Consider the following 22,953-nt stretch of genomic DNA (forward strand, 5'->3'; position numbering starts at 1 on the left):
TGTTAGCTGTTATGAAAGTGATTCCAGATCAGTTTGGCTTTGGCTGTACCTATTTCTTTTTCCAGGTCTTCCAGTGGCAATAACTTTATTTTGGCCACGGAGCGAAAGGTTTTCAATAATTGAGTTGCCGTATTTTCACCAATACCTTTAATACTTTCCAATTCGTTTTTGAAAGTACCCTTGCTCCTTTTTTGCCGGTGAAAAGTAATGCCAAAGCGGTGTACTTCATCCCGCACGCGGCGGATGAGTTTCAGGCTTTCACTATTGTAGGGTAATTTGATACTTTGAGAATCTCCCGGAAAAAATATTTCTTCTTCATTCTTAGCTAGCCCCACAACGGTCATACTACCAATTAAGTTCAGCTCGCGAATGCTTTCCATAGCAGAACCGAGCTGACCTTTACCGCCATCAATGATTACCAGCTGAGGTAATGGTTGCTGCTCTGCCAACAGGCGGTTATATCGTCTGAAAACCACCTCTTTCATGGAGGCGAAGTCGTTGATCCCTTCCACGGTTTTAATGTTGAAATGCCGGTAATCTTTGTTGGACGCTACGCCATTCTTGAATACCACACAGGCAGCTACGGGATAGCTTCCCTGGAAGTTGGAGTTATCAAAACACTCAATGTGCTCAGGGAGTACCGGTAATTCAAGATCTGCCTGCAACTGGTACAGTACCTGTTTCCGCTCCATGTCGCTTTTGCCTTCCAGGTGCAATATCTTTTTGCGGTATAAATCGTCTTTAAAGTAGTTCACATTTTTCTCGGAAAGCTCCAGCAGCTTCTTTTTATCGCCGCCTTTCGGAACTGTTACAGTAACGCTGCTTTCAGGATATTCTATCGGGAATGGAACTACTATTTCGTTGGTAATACTTTTGAATACTTCGCGCAGATAAGCAATGGCATAGGCCAGCACTTCTTCATCGCTTTCTTCCAGTTGTTTTTCCAGCGTCACCGTTTTGGTATCTGCGATGGTGCCATTCTGGATCCGCAGGTAATTGACATATGCATGGTTGCCCTCACTGATGATGGAAAACACATCCACATTACCCATGCGGTTATTGACGATGGTTGATTTGGCAGAATAATCTTCAAGGCTGGCAATTTTTTTACGCATAATTTCTGCTTTCTCGAATTCCATTTTGGATACATGCTCCAGCATCTGTTCTTTAAACAGGTTTACCACCGGCGTAAGGTTTCCTTTCAGTACGTTTTTTACCTGTTGTAGTCCTTCCCGGTAGTCTTCCTGTGTTTGCAGTCCTTCACAAGGACCTTTGCAATTGCCCAGGTGATATTCGAGACAAACCTTGAATTTCCCTTTTCGTATATTCTCTTCCGTTAAATTAAGATTACAGGTCCGTAAGGGGATATTGTATTTGATTACATCCAGGATTTCTCTTACACGGCCAACAGAAGTGAAAGGGCCAAGGTAATCTGAGCCATCTTTAATTACATTCCTGGTAAAAAATACGCGGGGAAAAGATTCGTGTTTAATAACGATATATGGATAGGTCTTATCGTCTTTCAGGTTAATATTGTATTTGGGCCTGAATTGCTTGATAAGGGAATTTTCCAGCAGAAAAGCATCCTGTTCTGAGTTAACAATGGTAAACTCAATATGGTGGATGTGTTCTACCAGCTTACGGGTTTTGTAGCTGTCATGATTTTTTACAAAATAAGAGCTGACCCGCTTACGCAAGCTTTTGGCTTTACCTACGTATAGCAGGGTGCCTGATTCGTCGTAGTATTTATAGATACCTGCGTCTACAGGTATGGTATGTGATATTTTCTGAAACTCCGCTGCGGTCATGTTTACATCCCTTTTTTAGGTGCTATCATTACGTTTATCTCCAGTTCCTTGGGTGTCAGGAAGGCTATTTTTTGATAGGTAGTCATCCGAACTTGCCTGTTTTGCAGATATACCAGATCCTGCCGGAAATCGTATACCAGGTTACTGGTGTAGGAGTGAATGCTTACCTGTTGTATGTTGCCTTGTTTATCCAGTTCCATGGTTACCTCGGAAGGGTTGGTTTGCCTCCCTTTTGATTTATAGATCACAGATTTCCGGCCGGAAAACGGATCGTATAAGCTGGAGGTATCGTATTCATCCCTGAGGGAGGGTTTATTCAGGTCGATGTCTGCAAATGGCTTCAGCAGGTTTTGTATGGCCGCGCTATCGCTGCCGGATATGCTGGCAGTATCTTTTTTACCGTTGAGTATCACAGTTTTAAATAATGTGAAGTCACTGTTTCGGATATGTGCATTTTCCTGGCTGAAGTAGACTGGCAGTGGAGCGAACTTATCCTGATCTGGTCTCTTAGATGTTTGATTTGCCTGGTTACAGGCGATGGAGCCAATGATGGTAAACAACGCCATTGCTTGCGGGTATATTCTCATGCTGCAAAATTAATACTTAAATGTGGGCCATAAAAAATGCGCCGTAAAAACGGCGCATCGATGCATGAGCAAATCTGTCGAGAGCACTAAAAATATGTAAATCAGCCGATTGGGCTGATGTTTTTCGTGGGTAACGTCTATTAAACGAGGGCCAGTTGCGAAATGTTACAGGGACTTCCAAATAAATTTGAAAAAGCCGAAAGCAAAAAGCTATTAACGAGATTGATTAAAGCGTAGGATTAATATCCGCTCTTTTTAATCTCGTTAATAGCTTTTTGCTTTCGGCTTTTCGCTTTCGGCTCCGGTTACACCAGCAGATTTCCAGTCATTTCTTTTGGAATGGGCAGTCCCATGAAATGCAGGATGGTAGGGGCAATATCGCCCAGTTTACCATCTTTAACGGGGCCTTTGAAATCTTTATTGATAATAAAGAAAGGCACCAGGTTCAGGGAGTGCGCGGTATTGGGAGAGCCATCTGCATTGATCATGAAGTCGGCATTGCCGTGATCTGCAGTGAGGAAAACGGTATAATCGCTGGCCAGTGCGGCAGTAACTACGCGTTCTACGCAATGGTCTACGGTTTCCACTGCTTTCACTACGGCTTCAAATACGCCGGTATGGCCTACCATGTCAGCATTGGCGAAGTTGAGTACTACGAAGTCGGCTGATTTTTGTTGCAGCTCAGGTACAATCAGGTCGGCCAGTTCATTGGCACTCATTTCCGGTTTCAGGTCGTAGGTAGCTACTTTGGGAGATGCAGCCATCAGCCTGCGTTCGCCTTCGAATTCTGTTTCACGGCCACCGGAAAAGAAGAAAGATACGTGTGGGTATTTTTCTGTTTCCGCGATACGGATCTGGGTGCAGCCATCTTTTGCCAACACTTCGCCCAGGGTCATGTTGAGATTATCGTTTTCAAAAATGACATGTACGTTTTTGTAGGTACGGTCGTACTCTGTCATGGTAGTATAGTAGATATTCAGTGGTTGCATGCCGAAATCCGGGAATGCCTCCTGTGTGAGTACCTGTGATATTTCGCGGCAACGGTCAGTACGGAAGTTGAAACAAAGTACGGCATCTCCGTCCTGGATAGTAGCGATGGGCTGTTGCTGTGCATCGGTTACTACTATTGGTTTAATGAATTCGTCCGTTACGCCTTCTGCATAAGATGCTTTTACGGCGGTCAGTACATCCTGCGTAGGAGTGCCGGTGCCATGTACCATGGCGTCGTAAGCCAGCTTCACACGTTCCCAGCGTTTATCGCGGTCCATGGCGTAGTAGCGACCGGTTACAGAAGCTATTTTGCCGGTAGAGGTGGCGAGATGGGCTGAGAGGCTTTCCAGGAAGCCTAATCCGCTTTTGGGATCTGTATCGCGTCCATCAGTAAATGCGTGGATATATACTTTTTCCAGGCCTTGTGCTTTGGCGATATCTGTCAGTGCTTTCAGGTGTTGGATGTGGGAGTGTACACCACCATCGCTCACCAGTCCAATCAGGTGCAGGGCTTTACCATTGTTTTTAGCGTGTGCCAGGGTATCCAGTAAAATAGGATTGGCGGCCAGTTCGCCGTCTCTGATGGCTACGTTGATGCGTTGCAGTTCCTGGTAAACGATTCTGCCGGCGCCAATGTTCAGGTGACCTACTTCAGAGTTACCCATTTGTCCATCAGGTAAGCCTACGGCTTCTCCGCAGGTAACGAGGTGACTGTGCGGGTATTGCTTATATAAACTGCTTACAAAAGGCGTTTTTGCGTGTGCAATGGCATCGGCGTCAGGAACTTTACCTTCGCCCCATCCGTCCATAATTACGAGAATGGCTCTTTTCTTTTCCATATCCTATCTGGTTATAGTTTAATGTAAATTCACTCAGGCGGTGAAAGTACTTATAAAGGGTTTAAATATTTTGCAAAAATAACGCTTATCAAAAAATTAATGGGGAAGACACCGGTTTATCAAATTTCAGTCTTTATTTATTTGAAATTAAATACATATTATCTTACTGTTATTACTTAGCGCTTCATAGCTACCACTATAATGTGATTTTGTTGATTTGCAGCCTGTTTGGCATAGTTTTCGCTTTTAATTTGAGTTAGAAAAATCACATTTTTAATAAAATAACTGACAATGAAGAAGCTATTGATTGTGCTGGGGATTATGTTGTTGGGAGGTGTTTTTACTACGCTTACACTGTCGGCCAGGTCAATTAATATAACCGTTGCCGGCCCATTTGACGATGTAGTGGCAGCATTAAAGCAAGGCGATGTGAATGGCTTATCCCGTTACCTCGACAATACTGTAGAGATCAATATTTCGGGAAAATCAAATTCCTATAGCAAAGCACAGGCAGAAATAATTTTGAAGGACTTCTTATCAAAAAATCAGGTGAAGTCTTTTGAACTGGTACACCAGGGGGGCGACAATTCCCGCTTTGGTATTGGTAATATGGTTACAGGAAACGGTACTTACAGGGTGTCTTTCTTCCTGCAGAAGAAAGGTGGTAGTATGGTGTTAAACGAATTAAGGTTTGAAAGCAAATAAAAATACCAGTATAAATTAGTTGAAAAACCCCGGTGCCCCGCAATTTATTGCGGGGCACTTTTTATTTTTGACCTATCTTTCATGTGATAATTACGAATTATGTTAGACGAAGCAGCACTGAATGCATTTATCAGAAGTGCATTGGCAGAAGATATAGGAAACGGAGACCACTCCACCATGGCGTGCATTCCACCTACCGCCAAAGGAAAGGCCGTACTCAAGATTAAAGAAGATGGTATCCTGGCAGGTATGGAAGTAGCCGAAGCCATTTTTAAATGGCTCGATATGTACACCGTATTCACACCACATAAGAAAGATGGCGATGCCATGAAAGCCGGTGAGATAGCATTTGAAGTAGAAGCCGCCGTACATACGCTGCTCATGGGCGAAAGACTGGTATTGAATTGTATGCAACGGATGAGCGGTATTGCTACCTTAACACACCAGTATGTTGAAAAACTGAAAGGATACCATACCAGGATACTCGATACCCGTAAAACAACGCCTAACTTCCGCATGCTGGAGAAAGAAGCTGTTCGTATAGGCGGTGGCGTTAATCACCGGATGGGACTGTATGATATGGTCATGCTGAAAGATAATCACATTGATTTTTCCGGTGGTATTACCGCTGCTATCACTAATACCGTGACTTATCTGAAAGAACGTAACCTGTCCCTGAAAATTGAAGTGGAAACGCGCAACCTGGAAGATGTGAAAGAAGTGTTGGCAGTAGGACAGGTAGATCGCATTATGCTCGACAACTTTGCTCCTGCTGATATTGTTAAGGCACTGGAGTTGATCAATGGGCGCTTTGAAACAGAAGCATCGGGAGGTATTACCCTGGAAACCCTGGAAGCATATGCGAAAACAGGTATAGATTATATTTCTGTTGGCGCCATTATACACCATGCCGTGAGCCTGGATTTGAGCCTGAAGGCCATTATCCTTTAAAACAGTTTTTTTGAAGAAGATATTATTTATCATCAACCGCAAGGCGGGAACTGATCGGGAGAAACGATTGGAACATGCCATCAGCAAGCACTTTCCGACCGGCCAGTATGAAGTGAGCACTGCATACCTGGCTTACCTCGGCCATGGAGCAGACCTCGCAAGAGAGGCCGTAAAAAATGGTGTACATACCGTGGTAGCCGTTGGCGGCGATGGCTCTATCAATGAAATTTCACAAGGACTGATTGGCAGCAATACCGCGATGGCTATATTGCCGTTGGGTAGCGGAAATGGACTGGCCCGTGCCCTGAAAATTCCCTTGAACATCGATAAAGCATTGCAGCTGATTGTTAACAATAAACAACGCCCTATTGACGTAGGCTATGCAAATGAACATCTTTTCCTGAGTAATACCGGCGTAGGCTTCGATGCACTGATTTCTGAACAGTTCAGGCATAATACCAAACGTGGATTATCAGGTTATGCCAAACTGGTATTGAAAAGTTTTAATAGCTACAACCCTGCAGAATACAGCATTGATATCGACGGGCAAACCTTTAGTACCAAAGCATTTCTGCTTACCGTGGCTAATGGCAACCAGTTTGGTTATGAATTTAAGCTTGCGCCTAAAGCGAGTGTGTTTGATGGTCAGCTTGATCTTTGTATTATGCCGCCGGTAGGCATTCTTAGCTTGCTGCCTGTGAGCGTTTTTTCACTGATGGGCAACATTGACCAAACACGTTATATCAAACATTATACAGGAAAGGATATCACCATTCGCAGTAATGCCCTGCAGTATCTGCAGGTAGATGGAGATGCGGTGCCGCTCACCGAAAAAGGTGTGGTACGTATACGTATACAATCACAGGCACTTAATGTAGTGGTAAACGAATAACCTTTAAATATTTTAGAGAGATGTCGAAAAAGAAAAATACACCAGGCAGTGGAATTGTATATTCTACTGATCCTAACTTCTCCTTCGAATCAGCACCGGAAGAAGTAACCGAAACGCTGGCACCGGCAGAACAGATCCTGAGAGTAGTACTCGATAAAAAACAGCGCGCCGGAAAAGTGGTGACGTTAATTACCGGGTTCGTTGGAAAAGAGGATGATTTGGAAAAATTGGGAAAGGAACTTAAAACCAAATGCGGTACCGGCGGTAGCGTGAAAGATGGTGAAATACTGATACAGGGCGATTATAAAGAGAAAGTAATTAAGTGGCTCCTGGATTGGGGCTACAAAAGAACGAAGTAGTATTAAAGATTACAATGATGGATTTGTGAGATGATTGTAGCGAATAAATTTCGTGTTTACTATCATCTCACAAATCCTGTTTTTTTATACAGTCTGCTTACCAGCTTCATAAGTCCAAAGCGTTATTGCGCCCTGTAAACGTGTGGAGATACGCCGCTATGATTTTTAAAGAAGTGGGTAAAGTTACCAGGGTCTTCAAAGCCAAGACACCAGGCAATTTCAGCAATTTGCCAATCGGTATGAATAAGTAGTAAACGGGCTTCCAGCAAAATACGCTGACGTATATGTTCACTCACTGTACGGCCAGTAGCCTGCTTTACAGAGGCATTCAGGTGATTAGGATGTGTATTTAATATCTGTGCAAATTCTTTGGCTGTTTTCAGTTTCACCTGGTTATGGTTGAATTCAATGGGAAACTGCTTTTCCAGTTTGTCTGTAAAACGATGTGCCAGCATCTGGGCAGCAGAAAGTTGTCGGTGAACTTGTTCCGTTTGAGAAGATAAGCGTTTGCCTTCCAGTAACAGTAACTTCAGGTAAATGAGAATGGCTTCCTGTTTGAAAGCTGCATTTTCGTTATATTCTCTTACCAGTTGCCGAAAAATAGATTGGATGTATTCGCATTGTTCGTTGTTCAACTTGAATACCGCCTGGGCTCCCAGTTGTAAAAGCGGGTGTTGCAACAGGTTTTCCTGCGGCGATGTTTGCGACTCAAACAACAGATCGGTAAACAGGCAGAAATATCCTTCATGTTCTTCTGAAGAAGGCCGCCAGGTCTTTATTTCGTATGGATTGAGAAAAAGTAAAGTAGGGCCATCTATCTCATAGCGCTCCCCACCCATGGTGAAAATACCACTGCCTTTACTGAAGAAACTTATTTTGTAATAGTCTCTTCTGCTGGCGGTGACTTCATCCACGCAGGGAAATGCGTTTCTTGGCTGTACGGTAAAGCTCCCGCGCAGCGGGGCTTTGGGCACTAGTGCTTTGGGCGAATATAAGAGCAGGTCATCACTAAAATCTGAAATCGTTTGTAGCCCAATGGATGCATTTTTAGTTTTAGACATACTCCAAATTTAATCATTTCCGGAATAAATAGAGATCATGCATATCCGTCAATGTTAAGTTTTGTTGGAGAAGATGACTGGCAAATCCTTGCTGTATCTGGTTGAATTTTAAAAATGAAACGATGTTGCAATTTCATTTTTGTTGGAACAGAAAAAATTTCACAATTTGTTAACGCCTTTATCAACCAAAATCTTGTTATCATCGAGCCCTGATGATTGCTATGTAGAGCGGCCTGCCACATATGCCACTGAACAAGAATTCTATAAATTATCAACGGAAATACATTGCTTTGACAGCAGGTATTTCCGTTTTTTTATGAGATAATATAAAAAATTTGTCCCTGCTTTTATGAGTACACCTCCTCTTACTTCACCGTTACATCGATCACCCATTTGGTTATTATTGTTGATTGTGTTGGTGAAAATGGCTTTTCAATTTGGAATTTTATCGCCCGATTACGATCTGCAAAGAGATGAATACCTGCATCTCGATCTGGCAAATCACCTGGCAGCGGGGTTTTTGTCTGTACCTCCTTTTACGGCAATTACTTCCCTGGTGATACAATGGTTAGGCAACGGTTTTTTCTGGATAAGATTTTTCCCGGCTTTGTATGGAGCATTGACGATGGTATTGGTATGGAAGATGGTGGAAATGCTGGGAGGGCGATGGTTTGCCCAGGTGCTGGCAGCACTGGTATTTATTTGCTCCGGGATGAGTCGCGTGAACATATTATATCAGCCTAATTCTTTTGATATACTTGCCTGGACTTTATTATTCTGGTGTTTTTTGAAATGGTTGCATAGCGGAAGCAACAAATGGTTGTTATGGATGGGCGTAATAACAGGCATAGGGATTCTTAATAAATACAATATTTTATTTCTGATAGTGGGCTTGCTGGGTAGCCTGTTGTTATCATCTCACCGGCAGGTATTTAAGAATAAATATTTGTATGTGGGAGCCGCTATTGCCTTATTGATGATATCACCCAATATGATATGGCAGTTGCAGCACGGATGGCCGGTATTGCATCACATGCAAGAGTTGACGGAAACGCAGTTGGTGCATGTAAACCGCATGACATTTATCACTGATCAGTTTATTTTCTTTATTGGTGGGGCTTTTATTGTAGTAGCTGCATTTATTGGCTTATTGTTTTATCGTCCGTTCCGTCCTTACCGTATTGTGTTGTTGATATATGTGCTGACGATGTTATTATTTACCTACCTGCGGGCAAAGAGCTATTATTCTCTGGGACTGTATCCGGTATTGCTGGCGTTTGGAAGTGTATACTGGGAGCGGATTTTTACGCACGATTGGACCCGGCATCTGCGATGGTTATGGGTAGCCATTATTGTGGTACCGTTTGCATTGCTGGTGAATGTAGTTTTTCCTGTATTAGGCCCAACGGAGATCAGCGAAAAGGCGGCTAAGTTTAGGGCATTGGGACTTCTGCGTTGGGAAGATGGTGAGGATCATGCTTTACCGCAGGATTTTGCAGATATGCTGGGCTGGCATCAATTGGCCGGCATGGCATTGCAGGCCTGGGAGCAGGTACCGGCAACAGATAAGCCCTATACCCTGGTCATCACCAGTAATTATGGAGAAGCCGGCGCTTTAAATTATTATAACAAAGGAAAGATGCCTTTGGCGGTGTCGTTTGATGCCGATTATGTTTACTGGTTTCCTAAAATGGATAGTATCCGCTACCTGCTGAAGGTTGGGAAGCGCCCGCAGGGAGAAACACTGAAGCTGGCCGGAAAAATTGTGCAAACGGGTGTATTGCAGGATACGCTTTCCCGGGAATATGGGTATGGGGCGGATGTTTACCTGTTATCTGATTTGTCTCCGGCGTTGCCAGCGAGACTGAAGGAGGTGTTGCTGGAGAAACAGGGTGAATATGAAGGGAGGGCTAAATAGCATTGCTGCCACGTTAAAAGCGTGGCAGCAGATAGCTGGCTTACCGGTTCAGTATAAATTCTACTTCTCCAAACCCCAATACCAGCATTTCGCCATTTTTTTCCAGTTGAAGGTGTCCATCAGGAAGGACATTCCGGATAATGCCTTCAAAAACCTCCCCGTCTTTCCGGTATAAGCCAGGTTGTTGCCAGCGGAAAAGCCGGCGGGTATATTCCTGTAGCAGGGAATCGTAATTAGTGGGTTGCAGTTGCCGGAGCTTTTTATCCAGGAAGGTGCACAGTTCTTTGGCCAGGTCGGCTGCTTCCCGGACTTTGCCGGTAATTTGCCTGAGGGAAACAGCGTTGGGAAGCTCCGGGGGGAAGGCTGCCTGGTTAATGTTGAGCCCGATACCTATAATGGCATATTGCCACATATTTCCGCGTAATACGTTCTCAATAAGGATACCTCCTGCCTTTCTGTCACGCCAATAAATGTCGTTTGGCCACTTGATAACGGTTTCATCGCCGGCATAAGAAGTATAAAAATCAGCGGTGGCCAATGCCACGGAAATGCTAAGCATAAATTGGCGGGAAAGTGGCAGCATAGCCGGTTGGAAGGCAATGCTGAGGGCGCTGATATCACCCGGTTGGGCTAACCATTGCTTACCACGGGTACCTTTCCCGGCGGTTTGGTTGCTGGTAAACCAGGCCGTTCCGGATGTCACCTGCCCCGAATTTACCTGCGCCATGGCATAGTTATTGGTGCTGTCTATTTCGTCTAATACATGAAACGGGTATCCTATCACATGAAACTTTTTTAGTCTGTATATCTGGCCCGAAAAGTAAATCATTTTATTATTTAATTAACATTTCAGGAAGCCCGCAGGTGAGATTAAACATCTTATATTACTGCTTGTTTAGTAACTTTGACAATTAAAGATTATTTTTAACAAAAACGAGATTTATTGGCACCCTTAACCGTTCTGAGCACGAGAAAGAAGGCGCAGTTACGCCTGACCAGAGAAAGTGAAATTTTTACCACCATCATAAAGGCCATACAGGATAAGAAGGGGGAAAATATCGTATCCCTGGATCTACGCCAGATTCCTGAAGCCGTGGCCGATTTCTTTATTATATGTGAAGCCAATTCAGGTACCCAGGTGAAAGCCATTGCTGATTATGTGTCAGACGAGGTAGAGAAGCATACATCAGAGGAACCGTATAAGCATGAAGGATTTAGTTCACAAAACTGGGTTCTGGTGGATTATGTGAATGTTGTTGTGCATATCTTCCAACCTGAGAACCGGAAGTTCTATAATCTTGAAGAAATGTGGAGCGATGCTGATAGGATGGACCACACCGAAGACTAAACAAAACAGTTGTTTTAGAATTTAATTATTCATATTATTCTGATTGCAATAAACATCCGTAAAGGAGCGTAAGATTATGGAAAAAGGAGGCAATAACTTCAACAAGGGTTCAGAGAAATCACCTAAGAAAGGACCGAAGTTCAATATATACTGGGTATATGCCTTTATTGGTGTAGCCCTTTTGGCAATGAACATTTGGGGTGATAATTTTAGAGCCCCTACCAAAGAAATCAGTTTCCAGGAATTTCAGATCAACTATCTGAAACCAGGTGACGTTGATAAACTGGTGGTAGTAAACAAAAAATATGTAGAAGTCTACATAAAACCTGACTCTTTAAAAGAGGCTAAGTTTAATGGTGTTAACAAAAGCAGGTTAGGCGGCGATAATCCCGGCCCTCATTACCGCTTTACCATAGGTAGCGAAGAAAGTTTTAAGAAAGATATTGATAAGGCACAGGAAGGTATTCCGGTGGAAAACCAGGTAAAGATCTCTTACGATGAGCGTCAAAGCTGGTTTGAACCTATCTTCCAGTTGTTGTTACCGATCATTCTCATCATTGGTTTATGGATCTTGCTGATGCGCAAAATGGGTGGCCCTGCCGGTGGTAGCGGTGGCCCGGGTGGCATTTTCAATATCGGTAAATCCAAGGCTACCCTGTTCGATAAAGGAACCCGTGTAAACATCACCTTCAATGATGTTGCCGGTTTGGACGAAGCCAAGGTAGAAGTAATGGAGATCGTGGATTTCCTGAAGAATCCTAAAAAATATACTTCCCTGGGAGGTAAAATTCCTAAAGGCGCGTTGCTGGTAGGTCCTCCGGGAACTGGTAAAACCTTGTTAGCGAAAGCAATGGCAGGGGAAGCACAGGTGCCATTCTTCTCTATGTCCGGTTCCGACTTTGTGGAGCTGTTTGTAGGGGTAGGTGCCAGCCGTGTACGTGACCTGTTTAAACAGGCCCGTGAAAAAGCGCCATGTATCATTTTCATCGATGAAATTGACGCTATCGGTCGTGCCAGAGGTAAGAACGTAATGATGAGCAACGACGAACGTGAAAACACGCTCAACCAGTTGCTGGTAGAAATGGATGGTTTCGGAACAGACAGTGGTATTATTATCCTGGCTGCTACCAACCGCCCGGATGTACTGGATAGCGCATTGTTACGTCCAGGTCGTTTTGACCGTCAGATTTCCATCGATAAGCCAGATCTGGCCGGTAGAGAAACTATTTTTGAAGTGCATTTAAAGCCTATCAAAACTTCTCCCAACCTCGATGTGAAGAAACTGGCGTCTATGACACCAGGTTTTGCTGGCGCTGATATCGCCAACGTATGTAACGAAGCGGCCCTGATTGCAGCGCGTAAAGGCAAAAACCAGGTTGAAATGGATGACTTCAACGATGCCATTGATCGTGTGATTGGTGGTCTGGAAAAGAAGAATAAAATCATCTCTCCGGAAGAGAAAGAAGTGATTGCTTACCACGAAGCGGGCCACGCTATCTGCGGCTGGCACCTCGAACACGCCAATCCGTTGGTGAAAGTAACGATCGTTCCCCGTGGTGTTGCGGCACTTGGTTACGCACAATATCTCCCGAAAGAACAATATTTATACAATACCGAGCAATTGCTGGACGATATCTGTATGACCCTCGGTGGCCGTGCGGTAGAGGAGCTCGTATTCGGTAAAATATCTACCGGCGCACAAAACGACCTGCAGGTAATCACCCGCATGGCGTATGCAATGGTAACGGTATACGGTATGAATGATAAAGTAGGTAATGTTTCGTTCTACGATCCTAACAGCGAACAATCCTTTACCAAACCTTACTCTGAAGAAACTTCCAGGTTGATTGACGACGAGGTGAGGAAATTGATTGCCGCCGCTTACACCAGAACCAAAGATCTGCTGACAGAAAAAATGGACCAGGTGAAAGTATTGGCAGAAGAACTGCTGAAGAAAGAAGTTTTATACCAGGCCGACCTGGAAAGACTGATCGGTAAACGTCCTTTTGACGTTCACAGAGAACATTTACTGAATAAAGAAGGTATGACTACTGATGGTGTTCATCCGTCAGATATCATCAACCCTTCTCCATCACCAGCTAATGCGTAAATAGTGATATGAAGATTTCTCCTGCTAAGGAAAATATTCTGAAGAGAGTACGGAATGCGTTAAGTCAGTCAGTACAGTTGCCCTTCCCAAATTCGGAGGGCAACTCGTCTGTTTTCAGAACTGAGAATGAGAGCCTGGAATTAAAGTTTGCAGAAGAATTTACCAGATTACAGGGGAAATTTGTTTTCTGTACGGGAAAAGGTGAACTGATAGAAAGTCTGCGTGCCCTTTGTGAAAATAAAGAATGGCACAACGTATTCTGTCAAACGCCTGCCCTGCTGAAAATGATGCACACGGAAGAATTACCCGCCCTTAACCAGGGTTCCATGCATGAAGCAGATGCCGCCATCACCGATTGTGAATACCTGGTGGCGCGTACAGGAACAGTGGTGCTTAGTGCAGCACAACCCAGTGGCAGAGCATTGCCGGTATATGCCCCCGTACATATCATGGTGGCCTACACGCATCAATTGGTATTTGACCTGAAAGATGCGCTGAATAAGCTAAAAGATAAGTATGGTAATGACCTCCCGTCTGCAATTTCCTTTGCAACAGGACCCAGCAGAACGGCAGATATCGAAAAGACACTGGTAGTGGGCATTCACGGCCCAAAAGAAGTATACGTATTTTTAGTAGACGAATAGATAAAAAATAGTATTTAGCCTTTAGCTTTTAGCCTTTAGCAGAAAAACGAACCATCGCTTTGCTACTAAAAGCTACCCGCTAAAGGCTAAAAGTTTTTAAAGCAATGGACATCCTCTTACCAGCCAATAAGAAAGTATATTTTGCCTCTGATTTTCATCTCGGTGCACCCAATGCTGTGGCCAGCAGAGAGCGTGAAAAAGTGCTCCTGCAATGGCTCGACGAGATAGAACCGGATGCGCAACATATTTTCCTGGTAGGTGATATCTTCGATTTCTGGTTTGAATACAAACATGTCATCCCCAAAGGCTATACCCGCATCCTGGGCCGCCTGGCCGCTTTAAGTGATAAAGGAATTGGTATTTCGGTATTTATCGGGAACCATGATATGTGGATGAATGGATATTTTGAAGATGAGCTGAATATCCCGGTGTACTATGAGCCGCAAACTTATACCATTGGTGGGAAACGGTTTTATATTGGTCATGGCGACGGATTAGGTCCCGGCGATCATGGCTATAAAATGCTTAAAAAAGTATTCAGGAATCCATTTTGCCGCTGGCTGTTTTCTTCCCTGCATCCGGCATGGGGCATTTCCCTGGCTAATTACTTCAGCCGTAAAAGCCGCGCAGCTACGGGGCAGGAACTGGAACACTTCCTCGGCGCAGAAAATGAATGGCTGGCTATTTACAGTAAAGAAGTATTACAAAAAGAGCATTTCGATTATTTCATATACGGACACAGACATTTACCCCTTGATATTACCCTGTCTGATAACAGTCGCTATATCAACCTGGGCGATTGGCTGAATTACTTCTCCTATGCTGTTTACGACGGGAACGACGTGGCTCTGAAGTTCTTTACGGATGCGGGCGAACAAGCTGCCAGAGCTGCCGGATCAGGCGTCCAGGATCTCGTGCAGGATAGGCGGTGAGTGCATTTCTGTAAAATCAGGTAAGTGCAACCTGAAAAAATCCAGGTAAGCATACAGCAATTTTCTTCTTTTGTCTTTATTCATCGTAATTGCCGCCAGGTGCTGTACTTCCGTGCATTGGAACAGTTGGTCGGTTAATTCGCTGTTCTGTGCGTCCAGGTGATCGCTGTGATGCGGAGGTAAGTCGGTGAAAGTGCCTTCCTGTAAGTCGAGATATGGCGTGTATTCAGAAAAGCGTCCATTGAGCCGGAAACCCAGCTGCTCCCCTACTTTTAGCGTGTAATATAAAGGAAGATTAGCTACTACCGGTAATGCTGATACGTCCAGCAGTTGCAGGGTATGCTCTGTGAAGTAGTAAAGATCCAGTTGTTGTTCGGGTTGTTTCAAACACTTCTGTAGCAGCTCTATCATATATAAGGCTACCGTATTTTTCACCACGTTCAGGTGTATAGACTGATAGATATATGCCAGCTTAAATTCTGATATCCGTTGCAGATTCCTGATTTCATTGTGATATACCACCAGTTCCAGGATGTTACCTGGCTGCAGCAGGTTTCCTTTGGCTGCTTTGGGTTTGGACGAGCGCGCGCCATTTACCATGTATGACTGAACTCCAAAAAGTTCGGTAAACATAGTCACAATCAGGCTGGTATCTCCATACCTGACCGTGCGTAATACGATGCCGCGTGTTTTATGAAGCATTGAACGATGGGCGCTTTATATGATGATGGAAACAGGAGTGCAAGTTAATACAAACTGCGTTAGTGAAGTGGGACATATCTGGCCAAAGCAAGATAGGCCGTATTCCGGCTGAAAGTGAAAAGCCTGCAACTGGTAGCTAAAACCAGCCGGCTCATCGCTGTTGGTTAACAGCTAATAGCTATTTTAATTACCTTTACGCCCATTAAAAAAGGAAATCCTTATGTGGCAACGTTTAGCAGGCTTTGTGCTAAAATATAGATTACTGCTTCTTCTTTTACTGCTTGCCGGTACCGGCTTTATGGGGTATCATGCCAGTAAGGTTCAAATGTCTTATGATTATGTGGCTACCATCCCGCATGATAATCCGAAATTTCTTGAATACCAGGAGTTTAAGAAAAAGTTTGGGGGAGATGGGAATGTGCTTATGCTCGCTGTGCAAACCGATAAGTTTTTCCAGGCAGATTTTTTCAAGGACTATGTTCAGTTGAACAAGGACATGAAAAATGTTTTTGCAGTAGAAAACATCATGAGTGTGCCTATGGCGATCAACCTCGTGAAGAACGACAGCACACAAAAGCTGGAAGCGAACTTGCTGTTCAAGGGAGATCTGACTAACCAGGTAGTGATTGATAGTTTAGCAAAAACATTTAATACCCTGCTGTTTTATAAAGGCCTGTTGTACAATCCGGATACCCATGCTTATCTCATGGCTATTTATGTAAACAAGGATGTATTTAATTCACCGAAGCGTACAGCAGTGGTGAAAGAAATTACAAAGCTGGCCAATGCCTTCCAGGAGAAGCAGCATACAGAAGTACGTTTGAGCGGATTGCCGCTTATTCGTACAGCCATGGCTGTTAAGGTGGCAGATGAGTTAAAGTTGTTTCTTAAAATATCGTTTCTGTTAACAGGCTTGATCTTATTCCTGTTTTTCCGTTCGTTTGGGGCTGTACTGATGTCGATGATTGTGGTGGCTATTGGGGTGATCTGGTCGGTAGGTACTATTGTACTGATGGGCTATAAAATTACTTTGCTGACAGGGTTGATTCCTTCATTGATAGTAGTGATCGGAATTCCGAATTGCGTGTATTTTCTGAGTAAGTATCATACAGCGTATGCCAGGGATGCCAATAAAACAAGGGCGCTGGTGCACATGATACAACGGATGGGTATTGTAACGTTGTTCACCAACCTCACGGCTGCTATTGGTTTTGGTGTATTTTGTTTTACCAACAGTGCCATCCTGAAAGAGTTTGGGGTAGTAGCGGGATTGAATATTATGTTCATCTTCCTGATCTCTTTTATTTTCCTCCCTTCTGTGCTAAGTTATTTACCAGCGCCTAAGAGCAAACATACCACCTACTTGGATAATCGTTTCTTTGGTGCTATCCTGGATTTTCTAAATACGCTGGTGTTTAAGTACCGGCCATGGGTATACGGAGTTAGTACGGTGTTGGTAATCCTGTCTATATTGGGTATGGGACGCCTGCAGTCGGTAGGTTATATGCTGGATGATATTCCGCATACTGATAAGCTGTATACAGATCTGAAGTTCCTGGAAACCAACTTCAAGGGTGTTATGCCTTTGGAAATATCGGTGGATACCAAAAAGAAAAATGGGGTGGTGAATTTACAGACCCTGAATAAGCTGGATGAGTTAACACAATTGATTGCTTCCCAGCCTGATTTCGGTCGTCCATTGTCGGTAGTGGAAGGTATCAAGTTTGCTAAACAGGCGTATTATAATGGGGATAGTTCCAACTATGCGGTGCCTAACACATTTGACCTGGGCTTCCTGGCGCCTTATCTGCGGATGAAAGGGGCAAGTACAGCGGCGGGGCCGGCGTCTACGTTTTCGAAGCTGGTGTCGTCTTTTATGGACAGCACCAAGCAGGTAGCGCGACTGAGTGTAAATATGAAAGATGTGGGATCCCAGAAGTTGCCGTTATTGCTGGATTCATTGCAACCTAAGGTGGCCGCGATATTTGATACGGCACATTACAAGGTTACATTTACCGGTACCAGTGTTATTTTCCAGGAGGGAACCCGGTTTATTATTAATGGGTTAATGGAAAGTATTGTATTGGCATTTGTGCTGATTATGCTGTGTATGTTGTATTTGTTCCGTTCCTGGAGGATGTTGATTATCTCCCTTATTCCCAATATTATTCCATTGATAGTAACAGCCGGTGTAATGGGTTGGGTAGGTGTGCCACTGAAGCCATCTACTGTACTGGTGTTCAGTGTGGCATTAGGGATAGCCATTGACGTTACTATTCGTTTCCTGGTGAACTTCAAGCAGGAGTTGCCGCGTCATGATTTTGATATCAGTGCTACGGTAAAACAAACCATTCATGAAACGGGTTTGAGTATTATTTATACCTCTGCTATTTTGTTTGCAGGGTTTATGATTTTCAGTTTTTCAGAATTTGGTGGTACCAAGGCGTTGGGATGGTTAACATCTTTGACGTTGGTGGTGGCCATGATTACGAATCTGACGATATTACCGGCGTTGTTGTTGTGGATGGAGAAAGCGTTGTTGAAGAAAGCGAAAAAGAAGGAGTTATGGAAAACGCTGGATGAAGAAGAGGATATTGACATTGGGCAGTTGGGTATCAGCGATAAAGAATAGGTTTCCTACATAAAAATTATAGCCATCGGGGTAAGCCGCCGCAGTTTTACTGCAGTTGTTTACCCCGATGGCTTTGTTATTGGCTGTAATCCGCAGTGGGCTGCTAAATATTTAGCTAAAATGGACAAAAAATGGCCCTGAAATAATCTAGTAGACAGCATTCAAAAGCCCTTTTCACCGCTTGTAAAAAAGGGGGGTGGATTATAATGAAAAAGTATGAGGTTTATAATGCCATTCTAACCACATAGTTCATGAAAAATAAGTACTTAAAGGGCGCTCATTTATCTGAGCGCAAATTTAAGGAGATCTTGCGGCTGTTTGCCGATGATCTGACTGCGACCCAGATAGCCAATATCAGCGGTGTAAGCAGGGTAACGATAAACAGTTATCTGAAAAAGCTTCGACACCAGATAGCCCGCTACTGTGAAACGCAGCATCCTGCGCCTGTTCCTGTTTTAACCTATGACAGCAGGCCCAGTGACCTAACCCCGGACCACGACAGCGACACGCTGGTGGCCGTAAAACCGGAAGTTGACCGGATTGTTAAGCCAGTAATTTTTGGCATCTGTAGATCCTCAGACAGGTTGCACACCGAAATTCTCCCAGATGTAAGCCGTTCCATGATTCATGCTGCTACCCGCGGTCGTTCCGTATTGGAAACCCAGGGTGCATCAGAACGTTTGCGCCGGTTTAATGGTTTGGTGGATTTAGGTCAGTACCGCCTGTATAGATTGGGGCAAACCTCTGATACCCATCAGATGGATGATGTAGATGCTTTCTGGGGCTTAACCAAACACCGGTTGGCTAAGTTTAAGGGGTTAAACCGTAATACAGCGTATTTGCACCTGAAAGAGTGTGAATACCGGTTTAATCACCGTAATGAAGATCTGTTTATGGTATTGCTGGAGTTGTTAAAAACATATCCACTTACCCTTTCCTGATAAGGTATTGTGCCCCACTTTATGTGGGGCAACATTAATCTCGATTTAGATTTTGGTTGATGAGTACAGGCGGTAATCTTGCCGCTTGTTTATTCTCATTTCTATACGTATTACATTTTGTTTTTATAAGTTAACAAAGTGTTAAAAAGTTGTTATCCGTATGTTATCACCAACTTTCCAAGCTTAATTTTTTGTTAAGATTAGTTATATTTGATGCCGGTTGAAAATTTGCTAAGGAAACTGCTTATGAGGAAGAAGTTGATTACTTCTAATGCAATTTTATTGATGAAATCGCAATAGAGTAGCTCAATGGTTAATTATTTTAAAAGTATTATACAGTACTTTGCCAGCTCTCCGCTATTAAAAGTTATTCCAGCTTACATTTTAGTTCAACTCTCTTATTTGACGGAAACTTATTGAATTAGGGCTTTATAGCCTTGATATGGATTTTTATTTTTTAAGGTTAAGGAAACAACAAAATCATGCTTATGAGGAAAGTGTTATTTCTCCTCTTGTCCGTGCTATTGCTGGGCGGACAGGTCTTTGCGCAAAGCCGCACTGTAACGGGGAGAGTTACCGATGGTAAAGACGGTTCGCCTATACCAGGAGTAACCATTCAGATCAAAGGAACCAACAAGGGCACTGTGTCCACTCCGGATGGTTCTTACAAAATTACCGTAGACAACAGCAACGCCGTACTCACCTTCTCCTTTGTAGGATACATGGTGAAAGAACTGCCTGCCAACAAAGAAGTAGTAAACGCCAGCCTGGAAGCCGACAACAAGCAACTCAGCGAAGTAGTAGTAACCGGTTACACCCAGGTTGACCGTAAAAAGATGGTGAGCTCCATCGCAGAAGTAAGTTCCAAACAAATTGAGAACGTACCTATGCCGGATGTTAACCAGATCCTGCAGGGACGCGCACCAGGCGTAGTATCTGCTTCCTCCTCCGGACAACCAGGTTCCGTACAGAAAGTAACCATTCGTGGAGTAGGTTCATTGAGCGCCGGCGCTGGTCCGCTGTACGTAATTGATGGAATCATTGTTAACAATGGCCAGTTCAACTACGATAACCAAACACAGAGCAGCGACATCATGGCTAACCTGAACCCTAACGACATCGAAAGCGTGAATGTGTTGAAAGATGCATCTGCTACAGGGTTGTATGGTTCCAGAGGTAGTAACGGTGTAATCGTTATCACCACTAAAAAAGGTAAAGCGGGTACCTCCAATGTCAACTTCAAAGCACAATATGGCTTCAACTCTCCCAGCTTCGGCAAATGGAAACAGATGAACGGTCAGCAGGCTTTCAACTACGAGAAAGACATACTACGCTTAAATGGCGTGTCAGAAGCAGATATCAAAGCACAGTATCCGGATTCTTTACTGAATCATATGTTCGACTGGAGAGATGCTGCCTTCCAGAACGGCCGCACTCAGAATTACCAGATTTCTTCCAGCGGAGGAAACGATAAAACCAAGTACTACATTTCCGGTGCTTACTTCAGCCAGGATGGTGCATTGATTTACTCAGGCCTGAAACGTTACTCTGTAGTGTCTAACATTCAACACAAAGTAAACGATCGCCTGGATATCGGTATGAACCTGAACCTGTCTTACAGCGATGCTAACAACGCAGGCGCAGGTAACCGTTACAGCAGCCCGTTGCTGGCAAGCTTTGCCAACTCTCCGATGCTGAATCCTTATCAGCCTAACGGTAAGCTATACACCGGCCTGGAAGATGCATGGGCTAACTCCCCTACCGGAGATAACTTCCTGTACTCCGTTCCACTGAACACCAACAATAACTATAACTTCCGTGGTTTAGGCAAAATGTTCCTGAACTATCGCATATTCGACTGGCTGAAATTCACGCAGAATATTTCTGCTGATATGATCATGGCCCGTCAGAAATCCTTCCAGGATCCAACTACCGCCGACGCGTTCAACGCAGTGGATAATTCCAAGAGCGGAAGTATACTCGAAGGCAGTCAAACCAACAGAACCATTACTTCACAAACTTCCTTATCCGGTAACTTCAATATTGGTGAAAAAAACCAGTTTGATTACCTGGCATTAATGGAATATGTGCCTACTCACTTTGATGGCTTCAACGCATCTGGTATTGGTTTGGCAAATGGTAAACTGCGTGTGCTGGATGCTACTTCCACTCCACAGTCTGTAGCCGGAAATTCTTATGATTACCGTTTTGTGTCTTACCTCGGTCAGTTGAACTATACTTACAACAATAAGTATTACCTGACAGGTTCCATCAGAAGAGATGGCAGCAGCCGCTTTGGTCCAAACAACAGGTATGGTACCTTCTATGCACTGGGAGCTTCCTGGCGCGTAATTGATGAGGAGTTCATGAAGTCGCAGCATATTTTCTCCAACCTGAAAATGAGAGCCAGCTATGGTACTTCCGGTAACGCCAACTTCGGTAACTACACCTGGATGCAATTGTACAAATACAATGTAGGCTACAACGGCGCGCCGGGTGGCTACCTGGATAACCTCGGTAATCCGGACCTGACCTGGGAAAAGAGTACCAATACCAACGTTGGTGTTGATATGGGCTTCCTGAAAGACAGGCTCACCGTTTCTGTTGATCTTTACAATAAGAAAAGCACCGGCCTGTTGATGAATGTTCCCGTTCCTCCTTCCATTGGTAAGGATTCCAGACCAGCTAACGTAGGTACTATCCGGAACCGTGGTATTGAAGCCACTGTATCTTCTGTGAACATTCAATCTAAAGAAGTAACCTGGACTACCGATGTTACCTTTGCACTGAACCGTAACAAGGTGCTGCAACTGAACAACCACGAGCCTATCAACAACTTTGAAGATTTTGAAGGTACCGTATATACCAATACTATTTTGAAAGAAGGGTTGCCAGCATATACCTGGTACCTGAGAGAATGGGCGGGTGTAGATCCTGCAACCGGTGATCCGCTGTGGTATACTGCTGATGGTAAAACCACCAACAATATCAACAAGGCTAACTACAGAACTTTTGGTAACACTATGCCTAAGTTTACCATGGGCTTCAACAATACCGTTAACTATAAAGGATTCTCCCTGTCTGCATTCTTCTATGTAAACCAGGGTAACGAAATCTTCAATGGTACCAAAAGATATGGAGACGCAGATGGTAGCCGCTTTGGCTGGAACTACAACGTAGAAGCCGGCCAGAACTACTGGACTACAGCCGGTCAGAAAGCAGACCGTCCTAAACCGGTGATTGGTGGTAATAAATCTTCCAATGGCTCTTCTACCCGCTACCTAGAAGATGGTTCTTACATCAGGCTCCGTAACGTAACATTAGGCTACAACCTGCCTGCCAATATGTTAAAAGCAGCTAAAATACAGGGTGTGCGCGTGTATGTTCAGGGCGCTAACCTGTGGACAATTACTAACTACTCTGGTGTAGATCCGGAAATCGGTTATGATGGATTTGAGTTCTTCAAATACCCGGTTAACAAGAGCGTGAGCTTTGGAGTAGATATCACATTGTAATTTTAAAAGGATAATCAGC

Annotated in this window: 18 protein-coding genes; 12 read left to right on the top strand and 6 right to left on the bottom strand. The window is 44.0% G+C overall.

Features of this window, described 5'->3' with window-relative positions; genetic code table 11:
* Positions 1-2 precede the first annotated feature (2 nt).
* The 3 genes from uvrC to gpmI form a co-directional block, all read right to left on the bottom strand.
* Positions 3-1,808: an excinuclease ABC subunit UvrC gene (gene uvrC / locus J7623_RS10630; RefSeq protein ID WP_291919976.1), complete on the bottom strand. Its 1,806-nt coding sequence runs from the start codon at positions 1,806-1,808 to the stop codon at positions 3-5.
* 2 nt (positions 1,809-1,810) lie between these two features.
* Positions 1,811-2,395 carry a hypothetical protein gene (locus tag J7623_RS10635; RefSeq protein ID WP_291919979.1) on the bottom strand — a complete coding sequence of 195 codons (585 nt, stop codon included), beginning with the start codon at positions 2,393-2,395 and terminating at the stop codon, positions 1,811-1,813.
* Positions 2,396-2,700: 305 nt separating this feature from the next.
* A complete protein-coding gene (gpmI, locus tag J7623_RS10640; protein WP_291919981.1) occupies positions 2,701-4,224 on the bottom strand; it encodes a 2,3-bisphosphoglycerate-independent phosphoglycerate mutase in 1,524 nt (507 codons plus the stop codon).
* Between the two features lie 291 nt (positions 4,225-4,515).
* Between gpmI and J7623_RS10645 the strand changes: the two genes are divergently transcribed.
* From J7623_RS10645 to J7623_RS10660, 4 genes are all read left to right on the top strand, one after another.
* The gene (locus J7623_RS10645) at positions 4,516-4,929 is read left to right on the top strand and encodes a DUF4783 domain-containing protein (protein WP_291919984.1); all 414 of its coding nucleotides are present in this window, start codon (positions 4,516-4,518) and stop codon (positions 4,927-4,929) included.
* A 99-nt stretch (positions 4,930-5,028) separates the two neighbouring features.
* Positions 5,029-5,880, top strand: coding sequence for a carboxylating nicotinate-nucleotide diphosphorylase (gene nadC / locus J7623_RS10650; protein WP_291919987.1), 852 nt, complete (start codon positions 5,029-5,031; stop codon positions 5,878-5,880).
* 10 nt (positions 5,881-5,890) lie between these two features.
* Entirely contained in the window at positions 5,891-6,772 is an 882-nt protein-coding gene (locus tag J7623_RS10655; protein ID WP_291919989.1) for a diacylglycerol kinase family protein, read from the top strand.
* A 20-nt stretch (positions 6,773-6,792) separates the two neighbouring features.
* Positions 6,793-7,131, top strand: coding sequence for a translation initiation factor (locus tag J7623_RS10660; RefSeq protein WP_291919992.1), 339 nt, complete (start codon positions 6,793-6,795; stop codon positions 7,129-7,131).
* Positions 7,132-7,253: 122 nt separating this feature from the next.
* Here the strand turns inward: J7623_RS10660 and J7623_RS10665 are convergent, their stop codons facing one another.
* The gene (locus tag J7623_RS10665) at positions 7,254-8,192 is read right to left on the bottom strand and encodes an AraC family transcriptional regulator (protein WP_291919994.1); all 939 of its coding nucleotides are present in this window, start codon (positions 8,190-8,192) and stop codon (positions 7,254-7,256) included.
* A 349-nt stretch (positions 8,193-8,541) separates the two neighbouring features.
* Between J7623_RS10665 and J7623_RS10670 the strand changes: the two genes are divergently transcribed.
* Positions 8,542-10,110, top strand: coding sequence for a glycosyltransferase family 39 protein (locus J7623_RS10670; protein ID WP_291919997.1), 1,569 nt, complete (start codon positions 8,542-8,544; stop codon positions 10,108-10,110).
* A 40-nt stretch (positions 10,111-10,150) separates the two neighbouring features.
* On the opposite strand, the gene J7623_RS10675 is transcribed toward J7623_RS10670, so the two are convergent.
* Complete coding sequence (locus tag J7623_RS10675; protein ID WP_291919999.1) at positions 10,151-10,894, bottom strand: biotin--[acetyl-CoA-carboxylase] ligase; 744 nt, start codon at positions 10,892-10,894, stop codon at positions 10,151-10,153.
* A gap of 159 nt (positions 10,895-11,053) precedes the next feature.
* Here J7623_RS10675 and rsfS point away from each other — a divergent pair, with 159 nt between their 5' ends.
* The 4 genes from rsfS to J7623_RS10695 all read left to right on the top strand — a co-directional run bounded on the left by rsfS (position 11,054) and on the right by J7623_RS10695 (position 15,144).
* Entirely contained in the window at positions 11,054-11,458 is a 405-nt protein-coding gene (gene rsfS / locus J7623_RS10680) for a ribosome silencing factor (RefSeq protein ID WP_291920001.1), read from the top strand.
* A 76-nt stretch (positions 11,459-11,534) separates the two neighbouring features.
* On the top strand, positions 11,535-13,568 hold the full coding sequence (gene ftsH / locus J7623_RS10685; protein WP_291920002.1) for an ATP-dependent zinc metalloprotease FtsH: 2,034 nt from the start codon (positions 11,535-11,537) through the stop codon (positions 13,566-13,568).
* Positions 13,569-13,576: 8 nt separating this feature from the next.
* On the top strand, positions 13,577-14,212 hold the full coding sequence (locus J7623_RS10690; protein ID WP_291920004.1) for a lactate utilization protein: 636 nt from the start codon (positions 13,577-13,579) through the stop codon (positions 14,210-14,212).
* 104 nt (positions 14,213-14,316) lie between these two features.
* Entirely contained in the window at positions 14,317-15,144 is an 828-nt protein-coding gene (locus tag J7623_RS10695) for a UDP-2,3-diacylglucosamine diphosphatase (protein WP_291920006.1), read from the top strand.
* Here the strand turns inward: J7623_RS10695 and recO are convergent.
* Positions 15,109-15,846: a DNA repair protein RecO gene (gene recO, locus J7623_RS10700; protein ID WP_291920009.1), complete on the bottom strand. Its 738-nt coding sequence runs from the start codon at positions 15,844-15,846 to the stop codon at positions 15,109-15,111. The two genes, J7623_RS10695 and recO, sit on opposite strands and share 36 nt — an antisense overlap.
* Before the next feature lie 220 nt (positions 15,847-16,066).
* Between recO and J7623_RS10705 the strand changes: the two genes are divergently transcribed.
* The 3 genes from J7623_RS10705 to J7623_RS10715 all read left to right on the top strand — a co-directional run bounded on the left by J7623_RS10705 (position 16,067) and on the right by J7623_RS10715 (position 22,934).
* Positions 16,067-18,478 carry an MMPL family transporter gene (locus J7623_RS10705; RefSeq protein WP_291920012.1) on the top strand — a complete coding sequence of 804 codons (2,412 nt, stop codon included), beginning with the start codon at positions 16,067-16,069 and terminating at the stop codon, positions 18,476-18,478.
* Between the two features lie 251 nt (positions 18,479-18,729).
* Entirely contained in the window at positions 18,730-19,419 is a 690-nt protein-coding gene (locus J7623_RS10710; protein ID WP_291920014.1) for an IS1595 family transposase, read from the top strand.
* A gap of 488 nt (positions 19,420-19,907) precedes the next feature.
* Entirely contained in the window at positions 19,908-22,934 is a 3,027-nt protein-coding gene (locus J7623_RS10715; protein ID WP_291920015.1) for a TonB-dependent receptor, read from the top strand.
* The last annotated feature ends 19 nt before the right edge of the window (positions 22,935-22,953 follow it).

Source organism: Chitinophaga sp., from assembly GCF_017745275.1.
Classification (GTDB): Bacteria; Bacteroidota; Bacteroidia; order Chitinophagales; family Chitinophagaceae; genus Chitinophaga.